A 21,487-nucleotide genomic window follows, 5' to 3' on the forward strand; every position below is an offset into this window, starting at 1 on the left:
TTACTTAAGCTCCTTGGATATCTGGCTCTGCCGATGCGTAATTCGTTTCGTCAGAGCTTTTTCGATTTCAACAATTAGGAAGAGTAACGCAACATTCGCAAAAATAATCATGTGTTGACTGCTAGTTAAGGTAGTTGTTCCAATCCATTGTTGCATAAGTGGGACAAACAAAACCGTTGCTTGTAAAAGTGTCAAAATTCCTAATGAAAGAAAGAGTGGTCGATTTTGGAATAAGCCTTTATTAATTGAAGGATTAGTTAATTCACGACAATTAATCATGTAAACAGCTTGGGCTAATACAATATTTTGTAATAGAATTGTCTGCTGTAGTGCTTGACCCTCAAATTGCATAGCCAAAACGTAAGCTGGAATCATAATTAATAATGAAACATATATGACTCTAAACAAACTATAGCCAGGTAAGATGCTCTCATCAGCAGTTCTCGGCGGACGATTCATAATATCTTTGCCAGCTTTTTCGAAACCTAACGCATATGAAAGTGTGATAGTCGTAACCATGTTTACCCATAAAATTTGAATTGGTGTCAACGGCAAGGGATGGTTCATTAAGAGTGCGAAAATTACCACTAGACCTTGAGCTAACGCAGTTGGTAAAAAGAAGTTAATGGTCTTCTTTAAATTATCAAAAATCTTGCGTCCTTCTTTTACTGCTTTAGCAATTGTATGGAAATTATCATCTGCTAATACCATATCTGCTGCTTGTTTACTGACTTCGCTTCCTTTAATTCCCATAGCGATTCCTATATCGGCTTTTTTTAGTGCCGGAGCATCATTTACACCATCGCCTGTCATACCAACGATTTCCCCATTGGCTTGTAACGCACTTACAATTCTCAGTTTGTGTTCAGGTGTCGTTCTAGCAAAGATATCTACTTTTTGTACTTGCTCTGCTAATTCTTTTTCACTTAATTGATCAATTTCAATTCCTTCTAAAACAACAGATGTATGCTTCAAACCAATTTCTTTACCTATTGCTTGAGCAGTATCTTTATGATCACCCGTAATCATCTTCACTGCAATCCCTGCTGTTTGACATTCTTTGACCGCTTGAATGGCGCTTTCTTTTGGTGGATCAATAATACCTACTAAGCCAGCAAAAGTTAATTCTTTCAGTTCTTCGTGGGTTAATTCTTGATGCTGTGCCACTTTTTTAAAGGCGAACCCTAATACTCGTTGACCTTGTTGGGCAAAGGACATTGCTTGTTCTTGCCAGTTATTTCGCTCTTCTTTACTTAAATTCGTTTTATCCAGCAAAACTTCTGGTGCTCCTTTGACAAAAATGATTGCTTGCTCCCCTTCTGGATGTAGCGTCGCCATATATTTATAACTAGAGCTAAATGGTATTTTGCTTTGAATTGTTTTTAACGTTGCTTTGGGAGTCTGCTCCTCTACATAATGTAGCAAAGCCAATTCGGTCGGATTTCCTTTTAACTCAGAAGTTTTTTGATTATCTGATAACTTTAATTCCTGACAGTTGTTCATAATTTCTAAAATACGCTCGTCATGCTGGGCAGCAATATTGACTACCGTCATTTCATTTTTAGTTAAAGTGCCCGTTTTATCTGAACAAATGACCGTCATGGAACCTAATGTTTCAACAGAAGGCATACTCTTAATAATCGCATTTTCTTCAGACATCTCCTTCACACCCATTGACAAAATCATGGTTAAAACAGCTGGCAAGCCTTCTGGAATCATCGCTACAATTAATGCAATCATTGCTGAAAAGATTAATTGCCATTCCATCCCATAGTGTAATGTCGTAAAGAATAAGAGAAATACAACTAAAACCATGATGCCTCGGAAAATTTGTTGGTTCAATTGATGAATCTTTCTCACTAAAGGCGTTGTTTGCTGCTTAACAGCTTGTAACGCTTGATTTATTTTTCCAATTTCTGTTGTATCACCCGTTTCAACCACAATTCCAAGTGCCGAACCTGCTTGAACCAAGGTTCCTGAAAAAGCCATATTTTTTTGATCACCTGCAGGAGCCTCTTCTGTTAATACCAAGGTAGCTTTTTCTGCAGCCTCTGACTCACCTGTTAAAATGGATTCTTCAATTAATAACTCATGGACTTCAAGTAAACGAAGATCTGCTGGTACAACATCGCCAGCTTTTAATGCCACTATATCGCCTTGAACTAATTCTTCAGTTGAAACACTTTGCTTCATTCCATCAATTAAAATGACCGCTTCTTGACTCATCATTTGCTTCAAACCATCCAATGACTCTTCTGCTTTACGCTCTTGCCAATAGCCAACTAAACCATTTACGACAACGACTAAAAAGATAATCCCGCCTTCGACATATTCGCCTGTTACAAATTTTAAAATTGCAGCTGCCAATAGAATCAGCATCAGTAAATCTGTAAAATGCTTTAAAATTTTCTGCCATGTTTTTAACTGCTTTCGTTCTGCCATTTTATTAGAGCCGTTTTCGACTAAACGCTTCTTACGTTCTGTTGTAGACAAACCCGTTTCTTTTGTCTTAATTTGTTTCATGATTTCTTGATTTTCTAATTGATACCACTTCATGAAATATTCCCCCTCTTTTCTTGATAGCTTAATTATAGGTGGAATTATCACCTATTATTGGTCGATAATTTCAGTCAGGTCTGAAAAAAATGAAGTGAAAAGTGATTAGCAAAAGACATTACTTATGAAATAGTCATATACAAGCAATATTCTATAACCTTTGATATAAAACAAAACTATGGTAAAATCGTTTTCATAAGGAGGGATTTTTTTGACTAGAAAAATTATTACAGGAAAACAAGTAACTTCATCCGGACCGTATTCGCATGCTGTTGATGCTGGAGACTATTTATTTTTTTCAGGGCAAACAGCCTATAATGCACTTGATTATGATGGCAAGAAGTTGGACATTACCACCCAAACTCACAAGTGTTTCGCACATTTACAAGATGTGATGACAGAAGCTGGTGTTAGTTTAGATGATGTCGTAAAGGTGAATGTCTATTTAACTGGCATGAAATATTTCGCTGAAATGAATGCCGTCTATGAAAAGCAATTTACAGCCCCTTATCCAGCAAGAACCTGCGTAGCTGTACTTGAATTACCTTTGGAAGCCGATGTTGAAATTGAATGTATCGTTAAAAAGAAGCTGTGACAAACAATTTTCATTGTTGTCACAGCTTCTTTTAGTTATCATCTATTTTATACTGTTAATTCAATTAAATTTCCTTCTGGATCTTGAACAACAGCTTCATAATAACCATCTCCAGTTGTACGAGGTCCATTTAATAATGGATAACCATCTTCTAAAAAGCGTTCAACAAAATCATCCACATTCTGCTTACTACCAACTGAAATGGCGATATGGGTATATCCTAATGTATCTACGCTCCGATCAGATAGAAAATTTTTCGTTGTTAATTCTATTCTACTTCCCGTTTCAAAAGTTAAAAAATAGGATTGAAAGCCTGTTTTCTTATTATGGTAACGTTCACTAGGTTGCGCTTTAAAATAATTCATATAAAATTCTTTCATTTTCTCTAAATCCTTTGTCCAAATTGCCACATGTTCTATATGCATTCTACTTCTCTCCTTGTCTATAAATAATAAAAGCTAACTTTATGAATAAAGTTTAAAAACTTCGCAAAAAATTATACATGCGCCTTCCAAAGGCACTCTGTAATTTCAAATTCTGAAAATACTGCTTGAAATGATGATTGTTCCGGACTACAAGCATAGATGCCGAATGAAATTTTTTGTTTTCCTTGATGCAAATGACAAATACGCATCTGCTTAAATTCCACACCATCTAATGAATAATCTAAACGATAGTCGGCTTTTCTTCTACTAAGTCGATACCAAATTGTATCTATTTTTGAAGAAATATCCATCGTTGCCCAGTCAGAATAACCTAAGTTTGTAACGACACTTCCTAAACGTTGGGTTTCATTATTTTTGTACTCTGATGAAGCTTTTAACCAATTATCAGAATCTAGATAGACGATAATTCCACATTGATCAAATCTTGTTTGGGTATTAAAACGAGTTTTTACAGTAAAAGAAAAATATTCTTCCTCAGTGTCTAGTTGTAAAGCAGGTGCGTTATCATTCCGAAACCCATAAAATGTTCGTTGCCAAAAATCAGTGTGCGGTTCAGTTGTAATTGAAATGCGATTATCAGCTATTTCGTATTCTTTAGGTTGATTGGTCCACCTTAAGTTTTCATTACTAAACTTCACATAACCTCCCCTTTCTTATAAGTTACTGTAATTCTAATGGATGTTCTTCATAAAATCAATGATGAGCACAAAGTTCATCGTACTCACTAGATTAGTAAAACTTTTCAATCTTGTTTAAGTGAGTTTCTTCCAGTAAAATTTTTTCATTTATAGCAAGAATTTGGTTCTATTGTTTATGCAATGTTGCCTACGAGACCGATACCACTGTCAAAAATAGGCAATAGATAACTCGGCATCTTATTTCTCTCCTTGTTACTCTATAGTTAGAAATAACAAACGGATAAAAAATGCAATAACTTTCTCTATTTTTTTAATTTCAAAGTAACACTTGCCCCATTTTCAGTATTTTTAATAGATAGGAATCCTTGATAATTTAAAAGAATTTCTTGTGTAATTGATAATCCTAATCCTCGATATTTTTGTGTTGTTTTAGTCGTATAGAAACGTTCTGTAGCATGAATTAATGCTTCTTTGCTAAAACCTGTACCTTCATCTTCAATAATAATTCGATAATAATCCGGATCATCTTTAAAGATAAGAAATAAAGTAGTTTCTGAAGCAGAATGTTCCAGACTATTAACAATTACATTTTGTAACGCTCTTGTCACTTGCTCTTTATCAATAAAAATAGCACTGGTATCTTGTTGCTTGATACAAATTGAATGATTCGTATGGTGAGCTAAGTCTTCTGCTAATTCAATCCATTCTTCTAATACCTTTGTATTCACAGAATGTTTTTTTTCAGTCGAAAATAAACTGATTTTTTTTAACTGGTCGATATATTGTTCTAAACGATAGACACCTTTCCCCAAAGAATATAAACTTGGGTATTCTTTCTCATCCAACTCTTCTTTTAAAAGCTCTAAATGTCCTTTAATTAACGTAATTGGTGTACGTATATCATGAGTAACTGACTGTACAAGCTCTTTTTGTTTTTGTTGAGACTGCCACTGTTTTGTTAAAGATTTTTTTAATTCCTGACTCATTGAATCTAGAGAATCTAATATGCCTTGGATTTCCTTATAAGAGCTGTATTCTCTCCTATAATCTAGATTCATTTGACGAATTGCTTCATTCGTACGAGTAACTTTCATAAATTCATGTTGTATTCTTCTAACACACTGCCGAACAAAACCTAAAAAACCCATCACCCAAAGACCAATAAAGAACAAGCTAGAAAGCATTTCCGCATTTGGAACTAATTGATAGAGTGTTTTATTAGTAAAAATCAGCGACATTTGATAACTTAAAACAACTTCTCGATAAGCATTTTTTTCATATTCAAAATAATATGGCGCGACGAAATCACCTGTTCGACTCTTACCATCTATCTTAGCACGTTCAATATAGGTATTATACTTTGAAGGAATTGTTTGTTGATTATGACCATTTTCTATGACCTGATAGTCAAAATAATAAGGTAATTCTTCTATGTTCCAATCTTTTTTCTGCATTCTTTCTTTTACTACTTTAACCTGTGATTGCGCATAATCTGCGCGATAAAAAATCCCCATATTTATTGATAAATCAATGATGATAAAAAAGAATAGAATTAAAAAGAAGGTATAAAATAACTCTAATAACGAATATCGAACAATAACTTTTCCTAAAGACGAACGACGCCCCATTTATATCCCACCCCCCAAACTGTTTGGATTGGATTAAGCTGCTTTCTTTGAAATTTATTTCGAATTTGTTTGACTCTTTCTGTAATGGTGGTCTGACTATCACCAACCGCATCTAATCCATACACGGATAAATAGATATCTTCTTTTGAAAATACTTGTCCTTTATAGCGAAACAATAATAAACAGAGTTCATACTCTGATGATGTCAATTCTATAGATTCATCCTTGATATAAAATTTTTTTGCAATTAAATCACAAGAGATATCTTCGTCAACTAAACGCTGACGTTTCTCTCTCTTTTCTCTACGCATATGAGCATCCACTCTTGCTCGTAGTTCTTTAATCGAAAAAGGTTTTGTAATGTAATCGTCCCCACCAGAAGCAAATCCTTCTAATTTATCTTCTTCAAAATCTTTTGCTGTTAAAAAAAGAACTGGAGCGTCTATTAGTTCTCGATAGCGACGTAAAAATTCAAAACCAGATATCTCTGGTAGCATGACATCTAACAAAATTAAGTCAAAATATTTCAAATCATTTGGATCAATTGTGCTAACTTGATTCTTTGTAGTGACACAATACATCGGTTCTAGGGTCTGTTTTACCAACTGTAACAAATCAAGATCATCATCTACAACTAAAACTTCCATAACTATTCCTCCAAAACTGATTTGCCTTCCCAACGATTATACCAAAGCAACACTAAAATTAACAAAATCACACTAAGTAATATGCAACTACAAAGAATTTGCCAATATTGTGTAGATTTGTTCATAGAAACATATTGGGGAATAATTTCATAGGACAGTCTAACTCCCCAAACCCAAGGCATATAATGCCATAAATGACCACCTAAATCTGTTGTTCCCAATAGAATACCTGACAAAGTAAAGATAATCCCGGCAACAATACTCCCTGCTTCATTTAAAGTGAGTGCCAAAAAGAAATAAATAAGTGTCATGGGCATCAAACTTACTAAATTAGCTAATAAAAAATATATAGTTAAAGAAAGATCCAGTTGGTGATGTGATAAAATGAATTGCAGAACTGAAAATACACTAAATCCAATCACTTCAATACCTGTTACTAGGCTTAAAACAAGAAAATATTTACTAAGAAACAACTTACTACGAGAAACACCAATTCGTAATTCATTTCCAAAAAAACTTGCCTCTTTATCTAATTTGCAAAATAAAGGAATAAAAAAACTTAAAGAAAACAAGGCAGATATCACAAAAAATAGGAAAAAAGCATTAAATTCCTGATATTCATTAAATTCTTTTTTTGCACCAATAAAAAAATAGAAATATAAGCTTATACTATAAAATACTGGTAAAAAAAAACTCAATAAACGAATAGAGGTACGTTTGGTTTTTAACCAGTGTCCATACATTAATTTAACCATTGAGTTTCTTCCTCTCCACTAGCAATTGAATTAAAAAAATAAGTAAGTAAACAACCAGCGACACAATAATCCCTACTCCAACTATTTGAGGATTTCTTAATGAATCATTTTCTGATAAAAAAGTGCCATTAGGATGAATGCCTAAAACTGGACAAAGCATCCTTAGCATATAATCCCATGGAAAGAGCCACCAAATAGGCGTAATTGCAAAAATTGCCGCACAAATACCACATAAAAAATTCACTAAAACAGTTACTACTCGTGGAAAAAATTGATTTAATACAAAAGATAGCCCAATAATCGGTAAACACCCTATAAAAAGGGTCAGTGTTGCTTCAATAATCTCTATCCCCACAATGTATTCCTTTAGGATAAAACGTCCTACTAAGAAAAACAATATACTAGAAATAATCAAAATAATCATTACTTCAAATAAAACAACAATATTTTTAGCTATTATTTGTAACCAAGGATTACGCCCTAGTGAACGATAAAAAATTTGATTAATTTCCTTCTCTTTGGTCAAGATATTTCCTACTAATAGAGATAAAACAACTGGCAATATCATTGTTGGATACCAATTAAACCCTGTTGCAACTAAATAACTTTTATTTATTGGGTTTTCTCCCATCAATAGCGTCATAAAAAAACTAAAAAAAACAAATATAACAGGAATAACAAAAAGAAATTTTTGATTAGCTGTGCGTTTTTCCTTTAACCATTCTACTGTCAGCTCATTTAACATGTTTTCCCCTTCTTTCCTTTTGAATAATATCTAAAAAGAGTTTTTCTAAATCATCTTGTTTTTGATTATTTAGTCCTTCATAACTTAGATACCCTTTACAAATAATTCCTATTTTATCTGCCAATTGTTGCACTTCACTTAAAATGTGACTAGACAAAATAATAGTCATTCCTTGTTGAGACAAATCACGAATAAATTCTCTTAATTCTTGAATGCCTATAGGATCTAATCCATTAGTTGGTTCATCTAAAATTAATACTTCGGGTTTATTTAATAAAGCTAACGCTAAGCCCAAGCGCTGTTTCATACCTAGCGAAAAATGTTTAACTAGTTTTTTACCAGTGTCTTGAAGACCAACGATTTTTAGAACTTCTTCAATTCTTTCATCATTGATAGCTAATAACGTAGCTAAAACCTTTAGATTTTCGGAAGCTGTCAAATTAGGATAGATTGCGGGTCCTTCAATCATTGCACCGATATTTTGTAAATGGTGGTGTTTCCAATGAACTCCTTGATATAAAATCTCTCCGGAATTTGGCTTTAATACACCAGTCAAAGTTTTTAATAACGTTGATTTCCCTGCCCCATTGGGTCCTAATAATCCATACACACAGCCCTTTGGTACTTTAATAGAAACATCCATTAAAACAGGGGTTCCTTTAAATGATTTCGTTAATTGCTTTGTTTCAATTGAAAATTCCATATTTATCTCCTCCTAAAGTTACTTTAAAAGATAAATATAATTAAAATATAATCAGCAAGACAAAACTAACAAAGTTTCTCTATTTATTTTTTTAGTAAGATGATTTATCGCAATCTTCACCAATCAAACCCAAGCCTTCCGTTGTCAAAACTGCTAAATACTTGTATTCACAAAAAACTCCTGTACTATAAGAATAAAGGGATGATTTACAACAAGTAATAATGAAACAATTCAGTTAGAAAGGATAGATTATGAAAAAAACACTAATTACGTTAGCAATCTCTGTGGTGACTTCACTTATTCCTTCGATATTGATCCATTACAATCTTTTAGAAGAAGCAAAACAAAGTGAGTTCTTGGTGACATATTTTATCGTTTGGACAATTGGTTTTATTTTTGCTTTACTCATTATTACTGATGTTTTATCTATCAAAGAAACGTTTTTCTTTTTAATCAGAAAAAAATACATTCCTACAACGGCTATTATTAGAAAAGAACGGCTCACCAATGTTAGTTACAATACGACTGAAGGCGGTTATGGTGGGTTTCGTCAAAAACAATACAAGCTAGAATATCACGACAAGCAAGGAAATCGCTATACGCCTACTTACACAACTGGTCGATCTGAATCACAATTTGCTAGTCTCTTAGGTTGGAAAGTTGGAACCAGCCTTAAAATCGTGTACTCTCCGAAAAAACCAATAAAAGCAGTTATTGATAAAGACTACTATAAAAAAAGAACGAAACAAAAACGGCAACAAATAAAAGATGATTGGAATAAAAATTACTAAAAAAACATTCACATAAATCAAATCTAAACAAAACAATCCGCACGATATCGTGTGAGGAGCGCTAATTCTGGTTAATTGGCGGCATCAGCTCACGCTATCGTGCGGATTGTTTAATCTTATATTGTACAGTTCTTATTCTTAAATACGTTCTAATTCATCAATAATTTTATGAGCCAGTGACTGCATTGTTTTATACGGAATCGAATAATTAATTATTTTTTCGCAACAAAACAAGCTGTCTCTGAATCTTCCGTCCATTTTTCTCCACATATATCTGCATATACTTCAACTGATGAAAACATGGCTTTTTCTAATTCTTTACTCAATTTATTTGGTGTAAATACAGTCTCCCAAATATAGAATTCTTTGTAATTATTCGCATACAAAAAGTAGACGTTGCTCTAAATAAATAGTAGAAAGCGAAAACAGTTCAACTTTTAGTAGTACATCTGACCTTGATTTAGAAGAACTCTTCTTGATAGTAGAACTTTAACCACTTTAGAATTAGAAGATGATCGAAAAGTAATCAACGATGAACGTGAATCTAATGGTAACAAGCTTCTTCATCACCTCTCTCCCAATGATGAAGAAGGTATCCAAAATGTTGTGGTGGTTGTCACAAAAAATTAAATTATCAGTAGTATAAAAAAGCTTATTTCCTCTATCTTGGGAAATAAGCTTTTTCTTATTAGTCTTTTACGGTAAATGCCATGCCATTGGTTACAATAACAGGGGTTTCAATTGTATAACCACTGTCTATGATTTTATTAATATCAAATTCCATTAATAAATCACCTGTTTTGATTGGATCGCCTGCTTTGACTTTGGGTGTAAATCCTTCACCTTTTAAATTAACCGTATCAATACCAATATGAATCAATAATTCAGTACCTGTCGTTGATTTCAAGCCAATTGCATGATACGTATCAAAAATCATTTCCACTGTTCCATCAAATGGTGCATAAACTTTTCCTTCTGTTGGACGAACGGCAAAACCATCACCTAATAATTTTTGGGAAAACATTTCATCTGGTACTTCGCTTAAATCAATACGCGATCCTGGAATTGGTACATAAATTTCTTGAACTTCTGTAGCCACTACATCATTGTTTGTATCTACAGTAGTTGTTGTAGTTGCTGTTTCAGTAGTTGCTGTTTCAGTAGTTGCTGTTTCAGTAGCTACAACTTCTTCTTGGTTTCCAATTCCTAAAATCATTGTTAAAACAAATGCACCTACAACAGCAATAACTACGCCAATGATAATATGAATGAAGCTTGTTGCCGTGTAAGTAGATACTGCTAAAATTCCTGGAAGTGCAACCGCATTGCTATACGCTTTGAAAATACTCATGTATGCTGCCGCAACCCCGGCAGAAAGTAAGGCTGCATAAAAAGGTTTTTTATATTTTAAATTATATCCATACATTGCCGGTTCTGTAATTCCTAAAAATGCTGTAGTTGCAGCTGTGAATGCGCCCGTTTTTTCTACTTTGTTTTTCAATTTGAAAGCAACCGCAAATGCTGCACCTGCTTGGGCTAGGTTTCCTGCTAATAAAGCTGGAATGATGACTGTTTTTCCAGTCTCTGCAACTTCTTGTACCATGATTGGCGTAATTGCATAGTGCATCCCAAACATAACCAGTACAGGACGCATTGCTCCAAGTAAGAAGGCTCCAACGAATCCACCGGTGTTATATAACCAATTCACACCTTGCGCAATATAAATACCTAAATAAGAACCAATTGGACCTAAAGCACCTAATTGTAATGGAACCATGATTAATAATGTCAAAAGTGGTGCTAATAAAATTTTCAACATATCTGGGATAGCTTTTTCAATCCATTTACTAATATAACTCATAATCCATACAGCAATAATGATTGGGAAAACTGTTGATTTATAATTAACGAACAACAATGGTAACCCAAAGAAATCTAACGCACGAATTCCAGTTTCTGCTGCTTGTAACGCACCATTTTGAATGGTTGGGTACATATATGCAGCTGCTAACGCAATAGCCATATATTCATTTGTTTTGAATTTTTTAGCCGCACTTACCGCTAGGAAGAATGGTAAGAAGTAGAAAATTAAATCACCAGTCATTTGCAACAATTTAACGATATCTGAGTCTGGTGAAACTAATTGAAAACTAGTTAAAATAGCATTGACAGATTGAACCATACCACAACCAATCAAGATTGGTAAGGTTGGACTAAAAATTCCCGCAATTGTTTCAATCAGTAGGCCAAATGATAATTTTTTCTTTTCAGTTGGTTCTTCGCTGTCACCACCGTTTTCTGGTAGCATTTCTTGAAATTCTTTGTACACTGCCGCCACTTTGCCACCTAAAACAACTTGTAATTGTCCACTACTAAATTGAGCACGAATCACATCCGGTAGTTTATCCAATGCTGTTAAGTCAGCTTTCTTATCATTTTTCAAGTTAACTCTTAAACGTGTAGCACAATGGGTGGCTGTACTTACATTCTCTTTGCCACCGATGAGTTTTAATATTTCTTTTGCTAGGTCTTGATTATTCACAGTGATTCGCCTCTCTCTTCAATAATCGTTTGATACCAATAAAAACTTTTCTTTTTAATTCTACGCATATCTTTTAAATCGTCATTATCACGATTCACATAAATAAATCCATATCGTTTATCCATTCCTTCACGACCACTTACCAAATCAATAAATGACCATGCACAATAACCAATTACAGGATATCCTAAACCAATACAATCTTTAATTTGTGCTAAATGATTATGAATGTACTCAATGCGATAATCATCTTCCACTTGTTCATCCTTCAATTCATCATGTGCACCTAGCCCATTTTCTGTAATTAACACTGGTAATTGATAACGATTATAAAAATCCATAATTGCCAATTTCATTCCTTCTGGACAAATATTCCAGCCCCAGTCTGTTTGAACAATATTCGGATTATCTGTTACTGTGTAAACACCTGGTTCTTCTACGATAAAAACAGATTTTTCATGGTACGCAATTGCATCTTGTTGACTTGCTGCTACTGTTTGATTTAAGTAATAATTCATACCTAGAAAATCTGGTTTATTCGCTTTCATCAATTCTAAATCTTCTTCAAAAATTTCTGGTACTACATCGCGATCTTCCATATATTTCCAATGAATTGGAGAAAAACGTCCACGACAGTGTAATTCAGTAATATAGAAAGTAGACAATTCATTAAATTCCATAGTTGCAATCACATCTTCTGGTTTATTGCTATTTGGGATACCATACATTGGATTGATAACTGGACCGATTTGTGCATGCGGTAAAACTTCGTGACAAAGTTTAATCACTCGTGCTGTTGCGACACACATATTGTAGTTGACTTGCTCAGCTAGTTTTAAATATTCTTTGCCATCTATCTCTTCTGGAAAACCTAGGCGACTTGGAATTTTTAACAAGTGATCTTGTTCGTTAATAGTTAACCAATAGTTCACTCGATCGCCGAAATTCTCAAATAAAACCGCCGCAAATTTTTCAAAATCTTCAATCGCTTCTCTTGAAGTCCAACCACCATAAGCATCTACTAACGCTTGTGGGTATTCAAAGTGATAAATTGTGACAATTGGTTCCATGTCATTATCCACAACTTCTTGAAGTAATCGATCATAAAATTCGATTCCTTTTGGATTAACATTTTTTCCATCAGGCATGATTCTAACCCATGAAAGAGAAAGACGATATGCTTTTAATCCTAATTCTTTCATTAGGGCAATATCTTCTTTGTAATGATGGTAATGATCGCTGGCAACTGAGAAATCAGTAATGCCTTCTTTTTTAGGTTGTAAATCATGAACCGCTACTCCGCGACCGTCTATATCAGCTGCTCCTTCTACTTGAAAAGCAGATGTGGCTGCACCAAATAAGAAGTCCTCTGGAAATTGTTTGATTCGCTTATGATACATTTGTATTCCTCCTGCTTTTTATTAAAGTAGTTTTTAACGACTACCTCTAACTATCCATCTGATTGATTTTCCAAATGAAAACAGTTTCTTTATATGTATAATAAAGCACGACAAAAAAAAGAACCATTCACTCTTTTTCCAAAAAAAATGGAAAAAGAGTGAACGGCTACGTTTCAAGTAAAAGTGGACGTACAACTTCAAAAAAAGAATGTAAATTTTTATCTTGGACACAATAATTCGCCACAACAATTTTTTTCAAAAAATGATCTTTGTAAAAAACAGGATGGGTCAATGTATAGACATGAATGCTACTTTTTTGAGTAAATGCCGCAAAATAGCCGACATTTTTATCCATAACTAAATCATACACGTGATAATTACCCAGTTCTTCTTTTTGAAGAATCTCAAACAACGCTTTCTTTTCTGTCACTTGGGTAATCGGTAAAAGGTATTTTTTTTCGTTTGCTGCTAATCTTCTTTGTCGTTCTTTATTTAAACAGCCTGATAAATAAAGCTTTACCAATTCTAAATCAGTATCGACAAGTATTTTTGAAAGCAATAACGCTTTAGAATTTTTGACAACAATCGGTAATTCTGTAGTCAATACCATCAGCACATCTTTTTGTAATTCTGATTTATGCGCTTCATAATAATATTGTGGATACACCTTCCATGAAATCTTAACATCTAAGGGCAACTGTTCCAATTTTCGCAAGCTATCATGAATTAAACTTGGGGTACTATCACTTATATATAAGATGTCTTGTTCCTCAGGTTTTTCTTCTATAAAGCCGGCAAAATATGGAATAATGTAAGAAATTTCAGACTCTGGTATATCTAATTGAAAGATCGGCAAAAAGTAATCACGAATTAACTGAGCAGTAAGCGGATAACTCGTGTTAATCATTCGTTTTTCAAAATTAGCCACGTCATTATCATTCTCTTTTCGAATTTTCAATTTGTGCATGTGTAACACAAAGCTTTCTTCTTGTTTCTCACTCATCTCCACTCGAATACCAAACTCGTCTAATAGTGTTTGACAGAAACGTTGAAGTTGCTGCTTCAATTGCTCGTTGTAAACAACTTCTCGGTCAGTATCTAACACATTCAATTCATTTAATTTACTTTGACAACTCCATAAATCCGCTTCTGTTAAAACAACTTGTAACTCTTTTTGGAAGGTAAGTGCGATTTCATTCATCAGATTGGATACAGGTAAGGGACTTGCTTCATCTTCTAACGTAAAACCTTGCTGTTGACGAATAATCGTAATCAATAAATAGTGATAAAACGTCGTAAAAGCTAAGCCCGATACATAATAATGATGTTCTACCATTAATGTTTGCAAAATATAATACAACTTTTGCATAAGCTTTTCCAAATCGATTTTTTCATTTAATAAGGGTAACGTACTTGTATTTAAAAAGAAATATTTCGCTAAAAAGTTTCTTTTTTGTCGTTCACTCCACGGAATTTTTAACCCTTTGACTGGTGATACTTCAATATATTTTCGCAAACGCCATGATTTATCCATATGTCGATTTAACATTGATTTTGAAAGAAACAAGCGATTCGCCAACGTTTCCATGCTGATATAATCTTTTTCATACAATAAAATCATCAAAATTTGATTCGTTCGGTCTTTATCGATGTATTCTTCTAAATTATTTTGAAAAGACGCTTCAATTAATTCTTGGGTTTCTGAACTAACGAGCGAAAGCCAATAACCTCTTCTAGCTGAATATTCAATCTGTTCCTTAATCGGAAGAATCTGATTAATTTCTCTGATTTCTTTTTTTAATGTTTTTTCCGAAATATGTAATGCTTGCATTAAAAAAGACGCGTGAATGCCATCTTCTATACTGGAAATATAAGACAAAATCAATAGTTGACGATACGTTAACATCTATCATCCTCCTTTCTTTCCAAAGAAACGTTGAAAAAAACCGCCCTTTGTTTCTTCAGCTACAGATGTTAATTCAGCACTAGCATCGGTAAGCTGTTTTTGAAAAATCAAATTATCTTGTAGTAACAGTTCATTCAACTCTAAAATCCCCTGTAATCCAATCAAGGTGCGTCGGAGTTCGCCTTCTTTTTGACCAAAAAAATCGCCATCTTCTGCCTCTAACTGTTGTATGTTATGAATTAGTGTTCGAATGAATTGATTTTGCTCACTTAATAACACCGAAATTGCGGTTGATTCAACTGACCTAGGCGTTGTTTTTTCCACATAATCTGTTACGAGAGATAAACTATCTACATAGTCACGAAGCTCAAAAATAAATAGTTGGTTCTCTTCTTTTTTCATCAATGCTGTCTGCTGACTTAATTGGTTTTGCACTTGACGTAAGCACCTTTGTGAGTCACTAAGATTCTGTACTTGTTCTTTTAAGGTCATATTTTTTCTCCTATATTTTAGCTAAGTTCATGATAGTCATTCTGTGATGGTTCCATGTGTGTGTTAAATCGTTTTCAAGAATAGATTATCCTCTTTTACAACTAATTGCAAGAAAGCTCTCAATCAAATAGACTTATTTTAACACAACAAAAATAACTTTAAAAATCTTGTATATAAACAAAATTTTTAAAGTTATTTATCTGAACTGAATGGTTTTCAAAATGAAAAAAACTGACGACTAGCTATTCTTGACCTAATGTTTGTAAAATAGTCATCTTTCCATATAATTTTTCTAAACGAGCAAATTCTGTTTCGTCATAGAAATAACATTTTCCTTGAGTAAATTCTTTGGCTACTTCCAATACAAAACGTACCGCTCCTGCAATATCAATTTCATGATTAGCTCCTGTGCCACAACCAGGAACTGCTGATTCAGCTGTTAAAGCTAATCCAACTACTGGTGCATTCGTAGCAATGGCTGGTTGCAAGATACTATTGATATGATACACATCGTTACCATAAGGTGTGATGTCTTGCATTGTAATAGGGAATGTAACAGGTGCCTGACCTGTCGTCATACTCATTAAACGAAGTAAATCATCCGAGATCCGTAAAATATAGCCTTCTTTAACCGTTGGTGAAATAGCAAAACCACGATGATTAATCACGTTGTTGCCTTTTGTTGCATCAATCGAGATAATCGCATCCATTTCTGGTAAAATCTCGTATTCATTCATATCGGACATTTCAACAGGAGAACCCATAAAATCCACGGGTTCATGTGGTTGAGTTGGTGCATCTGGACAAATATGCGTTGTCACGATAATATCACCGGCTACTTGATTGCCTTTTTGATACATGTCCGTCAATTTTAATGCTGAAGCTAAAGCACCAATAGCTCCGTCGGCATCAGAAACTAATCCAATTCGGCTTGGATGGGCGGCAATGCCACCTAACCGACCAATAATTCCTAATGTTGGAGCGGTTCCACCTGTACTTTTTCCATCGGAACCTTCAATGAAGATCTTTACAAAGTCCGTTGACCCTTCTGCTCCTTGAAGAGTCGTGCTAGTAGCAGTAATTCCTTCAATTCCTTGAAACGCCTGCAACGCCTTTTCTCCAGTAATTTTAGGATCATCTAATAAATCAATGATTTCCATCACTTGTTTTAACATGTTGCTCCTCCTTTTTGTATGAATACAACCTGGTTTAAAATGTATGTTGAACATATTCAAATAGTAATTCGTTACTTTGATATACCGGCAGTCCGGTTACCTGAATCACAAAGTCACTCATGTATCGACTATAGCCCATACAATCTAGAATAATTGCTTCAGCACCAGCTTTTTGCAAATAATTTCCTGCCTTTGCAAATGTCTCTTCTGAAAAGTCATAAGGTGAAGCAACAGCAAAAATCGGATTTAATTGATTGGTTTGCCATTTCTTCCCTGCTGCTTCTATTTGAAGTGCAAGCGGAAGCATTACTCCCAGTTGTTGTTTGCCAAATTTTTGCTGAATATACGGTAATAAAATTCGCTCAGGTTCAACTAAAATAGCTTTTTTAGTAGTTAGTTTTTCAAACTCAGCGGTACACAATACGACAATCACGTCGACTCCTTGGGTTTCCAAATCGTCAATTTTTTGTTGCATTCGCGTTTGTACTTTTTCTTTTGACATGCGAATACTCTGTCCATTGCAAAAAGTGCTAACAACGACTTCTTCATTGCCTTGTGGAGACAATAAATTTTCTGCCCCTGTCATAGTTAAGCCATTTAACAATCCATCTTGTTTGACGTTTGCAGACTTTTGAAAAAATGTAGCAAACGAATCAGCAATATCCAAACGTGGTGCTTCACCGATTGTGACAAATACAATTTTTTTCATCGAATCGCTTCCTTATGCTTTTTGGATGATATCTTGAACATAGGGTAAAATTTCAATGCCTAAGGTTTGTTCAATCCGTTCATAACCAGAGGCTTCATACATACCTGCTCCTAAAGCCAATTTTTGGTAAGGCACTTGCAGGACAAAAATTTCTTGCTCTGCTTTTAATTCAGCTGTAGTAATCGGTAAGCCTGTTGCTTGGTCAAAAGACATCAATAAATCAGGGAATGTACTGGTACGTTGGCCATTTTTATCTAATGCCATATATTCGTTCCAAATATACAATACATAGTTATCCTCTTGTTCTTGAACCGTGAATTTCCCTATATCTAAACCACCAGACATAGTTAGTTCAAAATCTTGCACCTTGCCTTGGCATACGATAGTTCCACCAAGATAATTAGCGGCATTTTCTACTTTTTCCAATGGTGTCGTTCCTTGTAAAAAAGCATTTCCAACTTCATACGATTGCGTTAAGGTATTCAACGCAGCATTTTTTAAAATAAATTCTTTACTAACAGGATTTCTCGCAACAACGACTAGTCCCCCTGCTTCGACTGCTGCTTGCCGAACTAAAGTTGATGTGGCATTAACTGAACCTTGTGTGACTAATTGGACTGCTTTATTAGTTGTCGGATTTCCACCAACAGCTGATTGCTGAGTCACATATCCTGGTGTTTCAGCTAATCCCATCGCCCCCATCGTTCCCAATGGATGTGCTCGTCCATTGCAAGAGGCATCCACCATTGGTATTCCTTTCAAAGCGGCTGGGATAAAAGCGTTAAAACTAGAACCGCCACCCATTTCATTGGTAATTAAAGCATCCACTTTAAGGCCATAATTTTTTTCTAAAAGGTCGACGATTTCTACATAATTTTCTACAACGACATATTGTTCAGTTGCAGAAGGAGCTCCTACAGCGGAAATTGTCAACACTGTGGCATTTTCTGGTAAGTCTTCCACTGCAATCACTTCTGGTGTATGCCCATCCGCTAAAGAACTTTGTGCGTTTTCAATTCCGTGGGCCATACCACCACCACCGCCACCACCTAAAATCAGACCACCAATGGCAAGTGCTTCAATTTTTGATTCATCTATTTTTAAAACCATGTCAACCTCCTACTTACTTTGTGTTATGGTAGTTCATTTTTCAATCGATTAACTCCTTAATCGATTTAGCCAAACGATCTTAAATCACAATACTATCTAAATATTCTTGTTCCGCTGGTTCAACTACAGGAATTGATTTTAATAATTTTTTCGTATAGGTTTCTTGGGCGTGGTAAAAAATTTCTTCCACATTGCCTTGCTCAACTAGGTTTCCTAATTGCATGACAATGACATCATCAGAAAAGTTTTTCACCAAGGCTAAGTCATGAGTGATGAATAAATACGAAAGCTGATATTTTTCCTGTAATTCTTCTAGCAAATGAATAATCTTTGCTTGCACAGAAACATCCAGTGCAGATGTGGGTTCGTCTAAAATAATCAATTCAGAATCTAAAGCTATCGCTCGCGCAATTCCCACCCGTTGCTTTTGACCTCCGCTTAACATATGAGGATAGCGATCTAAAAAGTCCAAGGGTAATTCTACCACTTGAATCAATTCTCTGACTTTCTCTAATCGCTGCTTTGCATCTCCATATTTATGCACAAGTAAAGGTTCTTCGATAATTTGGCGAATAGTCTTACTTGGATTTAAAGAAGATGTGGGATCCTGATGAACCATTTGTATTTGTTTATGAAAAGCTTTAATAGCCTCTTTTCCTTTAATTTGGCTAATATCGGTTCCATTGAAAAGAATTTTTCCAGCCGTAATGCTCTCAAAACGCATAATCATTTTTGCTAATGTCGTTTTTCCGCTTCCTGATTCACCTACCACCGCCAATGTAGAACCACGTTTCATCGTAAAAGAGATATCATTCACAGCATGAACGATTTTCTTTTCTCCACGATTTTTCGTTTTGACGATAAATTCTTTTTTCAATCCTTGAACTTCTAAAATTGGTTGATTATCCACTAGCTTGTCTCCTTTCCTAAACAAGTTTTGGCAACGCCGCTAATAAATCTTTCGTATAGGTTTCTTTTGGTCGTAAGAAGACATCTTCTGTATTGCCTTCTTCAACAACTTTTCCATACTGCATGACGTAAGTTCGTTCACCCATTTCTTTAGCGACACCCAAATTATGTGTAATGTACAACATCGAGATTCCTTCTTCTTTGACTAAACGCTGTAATTCTTTATTGATACTATTTTGAACCGTTACATCTAAAGCTGTCCCTGGTTCATCAGCAATTAATAGCTTAGGTGTATGGATAAGTGCAAGCGCAATTACTATACGTTGACGCATCCCACCGCTAAGTTCAAAAGGATAACGCTCCAACAACCCTTCTGGATCAGGCAAACTCATTTTATTAAGTAACTCAATTGCCCGTTCTCGAGCTGCTTGTTTTTCTTCTTTTGAAGGTTTACCAAACCAACGGCGGGCGCGTTTTTTCCCTTGATATAAATAAACATTCATCATCTGCTCACCAATGGTAAACACAGGGTTTAATGCTGTCATTGGATCTTGAAAGACCATCGAAATTTCTTTTCCTCGAATCTCACGCCAATCTTTTTTCTTATTCTTCAACAAATCTTTTCCTTTATAAAGGATACTGCCACCTGTATAGAGTGTTGGTGGCGTTTTAAGTAATCCTAAAATGGAACGAACCGTGATTGTTTTGCCACTGCCAGATTCACCAACAATGGTGACCAATTCGCCAGGTTTTAAAGAAATATTGATATTGTGTAATGTTGGCACCTCTTCTGGTCCATTTTTAAAACTTATTGATAAGTTTTTGATTTCTAATAAATTCTCTGTTGTCATGTTTACTCCCCCTTAGTCTACTCTTACGTCGAAGAAGTCTCTTAATCCATCGCCTAAAAGATTGAATCCTAGCACTGTTACTAAAATTGCTAAACCAGGAAATGTTGTTTGCCACCACATTGTCGGCAAATAAACTCGCCCTTCAGCCACCATTGTTCCCCATTCAGGAGCGGGTGGTTGTGCACCTAACCCTAAAAACCCTAAACTCGCACCAGTCAGAATAACAAATCCAATATCTGTAGAGGCTTTAACGATAATTGTAGATAAACAGTTTGGTAAAATTTCAATAAAGGCGATGCGCCATTTACTAGCACCTATTCCTTCTGAAGCTAAAATAAATTGTTCATTTTTTATCTTTAACGTTTCTGCTTGAACTAATCGTGTAAACCATGGCCACCAACCAAAAGAGATAGCTACCATTGAGTTAAATAAAGAGGGTTCCATAATTGCTGCCACAGCCATCGCTAAGATAATTGATGGAATTGATAAAAAAATGTCTGTCAAACGCATGATGACAGCATTAACTTTTCCACCCCAAAATCCAGCAATTAAGCCTAACGGGACACCAATCCCAATCGCCACAGTTAAAACAACCACACCCATGATTAAAGAATAACGTGCACCAAATAATACACGACTAAAAATATCTCTTCCTGCTTCATCTGTCCCAAAAATATATTGACTACTAGGCGGTTGATTCATTAATGAAAAATCAATCGAACCAGTGACATCGCTTGGATGAGGAGCGATAAAATCTGCAAAAATCGCAGCAAAGACTACTAATGCTACAATAATCAATCCAACAAGCGTCAATTTATTTTTTAGGAGTTTCCGGATTTTCCCAGGAGCTTTTCTTTCTTTTACATTTGCTTCCATATGAACCTCCTAT

General features: G+C 34.8%; 21 protein-coding genes. 2 read left to right on the forward strand and 19 right to left on the reverse strand.

Annotation, left to right across the window (positions count from 1 at the left end):
• On the reverse strand, positions 1-2,556 hold the full coding sequence (locus AC4BC7_RS04445; protein ID WP_490503966.1) for an HAD-IC family P-type ATPase: 2,556 nt from the start codon (positions 2,554-2,556) through the stop codon (positions 1-3).
• A 211-nt stretch (positions 2,557-2,767) separates the two neighbouring features.
• On the opposite strand from AC4BC7_RS04445, the gene AC4BC7_RS04450 reads away from it, so the two are divergent.
• Positions 2,768-3,151, forward strand: a complete 384-nt coding sequence (locus tag AC4BC7_RS04450) for a RidA family protein (protein WP_207940689.1) — start codon at positions 2,768-2,770, stop codon at positions 3,149-3,151.
• 47 nt (positions 3,152-3,198) lie between these two features.
• Here AC4BC7_RS04450 and AC4BC7_RS04455 read toward each other — a convergent pair whose 3' ends face one another.
• From AC4BC7_RS04455 to AC4BC7_RS04485, 7 genes are all read right to left on the reverse strand, one after another.
• Positions 3,199-3,576 carry a VOC family protein gene (locus AC4BC7_RS04455; RefSeq protein WP_207940690.1) on the reverse strand — a complete coding sequence of 126 codons (378 nt, stop codon included), beginning with the start codon at positions 3,574-3,576 and terminating at the stop codon, positions 3,199-3,201.
• 71 nt (positions 3,577-3,647) lie between these two features.
• Positions 3,648-4,235, reverse strand: coding sequence for a DUF1349 domain-containing protein (locus AC4BC7_RS04460; RefSeq protein ID WP_207940691.1), 588 nt, complete (start codon positions 4,233-4,235; stop codon positions 3,648-3,650).
• A 302-nt stretch (positions 4,236-4,537) separates the two neighbouring features.
• On the reverse strand, positions 4,538-5,863 hold the full coding sequence (locus AC4BC7_RS04465; RefSeq protein WP_490503967.1) for an ATP-binding protein: 1,326 nt from the start codon (positions 5,861-5,863) through the stop codon (positions 4,538-4,540).
• On the reverse strand, positions 5,842-6,510 hold the full coding sequence (locus AC4BC7_RS04470) for a response regulator transcription factor (protein ID WP_490503968.1): 669 nt from the start codon (positions 6,508-6,510) through the stop codon (positions 5,842-5,844). The genes AC4BC7_RS04465 and AC4BC7_RS04470 overlap by 22 nt, the downstream gene beginning before the upstream one ends.
• Before the next feature lie 2 nt (positions 6,511-6,512).
• Positions 6,513-7,265 carry a hypothetical protein gene (locus AC4BC7_RS04475; RefSeq protein ID WP_490503969.1) on the reverse strand — a complete coding sequence of 251 codons (753 nt, stop codon included), beginning with the start codon at positions 7,263-7,265 and terminating at the stop codon, positions 6,513-6,515.
• Positions 7,258-8,010 (reverse strand): lantibiotic immunity ABC transporter MutE/EpiE family permease subunit, encoded by a 753-nt coding sequence (locus AC4BC7_RS04480; RefSeq protein WP_490503970.1) that lies wholly within the window; start codon positions 8,008-8,010, stop codon positions 7,258-7,260. Before AC4BC7_RS04480 ends, AC4BC7_RS04475 begins: the two co-directional genes overlap by 8 nt.
• Positions 8,000-8,713, reverse strand: coding sequence for a lantibiotic protection ABC transporter ATP-binding subunit (locus AC4BC7_RS04485; RefSeq protein WP_490503971.1), 714 nt, complete (start codon positions 8,711-8,713; stop codon positions 8,000-8,002). Before AC4BC7_RS04485 ends, AC4BC7_RS04480 begins: the two co-directional genes overlap by 11 nt.
• A 251-nt stretch (positions 8,714-8,964) precedes the next feature.
• Here AC4BC7_RS04485 and AC4BC7_RS04490 point away from each other — a divergent pair, with 251 nt between their 5' ends.
• Positions 8,965-9,504, forward strand: a complete 540-nt coding sequence (locus AC4BC7_RS04490; RefSeq protein WP_490503972.1) for a hypothetical protein — start codon at positions 8,965-8,967, stop codon at positions 9,502-9,504.
• A 212-nt stretch (positions 9,505-9,716) separates the two neighbouring features.
• Here AC4BC7_RS04490 and AC4BC7_RS04495 read toward each other — a convergent pair whose 3' ends face one another.
• The 11 genes from AC4BC7_RS04495 to AC4BC7_RS04545 all read right to left on the reverse strand — a co-directional run bounded on the left by AC4BC7_RS04495 (position 9,717) and on the right by AC4BC7_RS04545 (position 21,474).
• Positions 9,717-9,890 (reverse strand): hypothetical protein, encoded by a 174-nt coding sequence (locus AC4BC7_RS04495; RefSeq protein ID WP_490503973.1) that lies wholly within the window; start codon positions 9,888-9,890, stop codon positions 9,717-9,719.
• A 302-nt stretch (positions 9,891-10,192) separates the two neighbouring features.
• Positions 10,193-12,046, reverse strand: coding sequence for a beta-glucoside-specific PTS transporter subunit IIABC (locus tag AC4BC7_RS04500; protein WP_490503975.1), 1,854 nt, complete (start codon positions 12,044-12,046; stop codon positions 10,193-10,195).
• Positions 12,043-13,446, reverse strand: a complete 1,404-nt coding sequence (locus AC4BC7_RS04505; protein WP_490503976.1) for a glycoside hydrolase family 1 protein — start codon at positions 13,444-13,446, stop codon at positions 12,043-12,045. The genes AC4BC7_RS04500 and AC4BC7_RS04505 overlap by 4 nt, the downstream gene beginning before the upstream one ends.
• Before the next feature lie 166 nt (positions 13,447-13,612).
• Positions 13,613-15,352 carry a helix-turn-helix domain-containing protein gene (locus AC4BC7_RS04510; RefSeq protein ID WP_490503977.1) on the reverse strand — a complete coding sequence of 580 codons (1,740 nt, stop codon included), beginning with the start codon at positions 15,350-15,352 and terminating at the stop codon, positions 13,613-13,615.
• Positions 15,353-15,355: 3 nt separating this feature from the next.
• Positions 15,356-15,844, reverse strand: a complete 489-nt coding sequence (locus tag AC4BC7_RS04515; protein ID WP_207940702.1) for a hypothetical protein — start codon at positions 15,842-15,844, stop codon at positions 15,356-15,358.
• A 242-nt stretch (positions 15,845-16,086) separates the two neighbouring features.
• Positions 16,087-17,019 (reverse strand): DUF1177 domain-containing protein, encoded by a 933-nt coding sequence (locus AC4BC7_RS04520; protein WP_207940703.1) that lies wholly within the window; start codon positions 17,017-17,019, stop codon positions 16,087-16,089.
• 34 nt (positions 17,020-17,053) lie between these two features.
• A complete protein-coding gene (locus AC4BC7_RS04525) occupies positions 17,054-17,728 on the reverse strand; it encodes an AroM family protein (protein ID WP_207940704.1) in 675 nt (224 codons plus the stop codon).
• 12 nt (positions 17,729-17,740) lie between these two features.
• Positions 17,741-18,838, reverse strand: a complete 1,098-nt coding sequence (locus AC4BC7_RS04530) for an S-methyl thiohydantoin desulfurase family protein (RefSeq protein WP_207940705.1) — start codon at positions 18,836-18,838, stop codon at positions 17,741-17,743.
• Between the two features lie 79 nt (positions 18,839-18,917).
• Positions 18,918-19,748, reverse strand: a complete 831-nt coding sequence (locus tag AC4BC7_RS04535; protein WP_490503978.1) for an ATP-binding cassette domain-containing protein — start codon at positions 19,746-19,748, stop codon at positions 18,918-18,920.
• A 16-nt stretch (positions 19,749-19,764) separates the two neighbouring features.
• Positions 19,765-20,598 (reverse strand): ABC transporter ATP-binding protein, encoded by an 834-nt coding sequence (locus AC4BC7_RS04540; RefSeq protein WP_207940707.1) that lies wholly within the window; start codon positions 20,596-20,598, stop codon positions 19,765-19,767.
• A gap of 12 nt (positions 20,599-20,610) precedes the next feature.
• Entirely contained in the window at positions 20,611-21,474 is an 864-nt protein-coding gene (locus AC4BC7_RS04545) for an ABC transporter permease (RefSeq protein WP_207940708.1), read from the reverse strand.
• Between the last annotated feature and the right edge of the window lie 13 nt (positions 21,475-21,487).

This window comes from Enterococcus sp. AMC1623 (assembly GCF_058216495.1).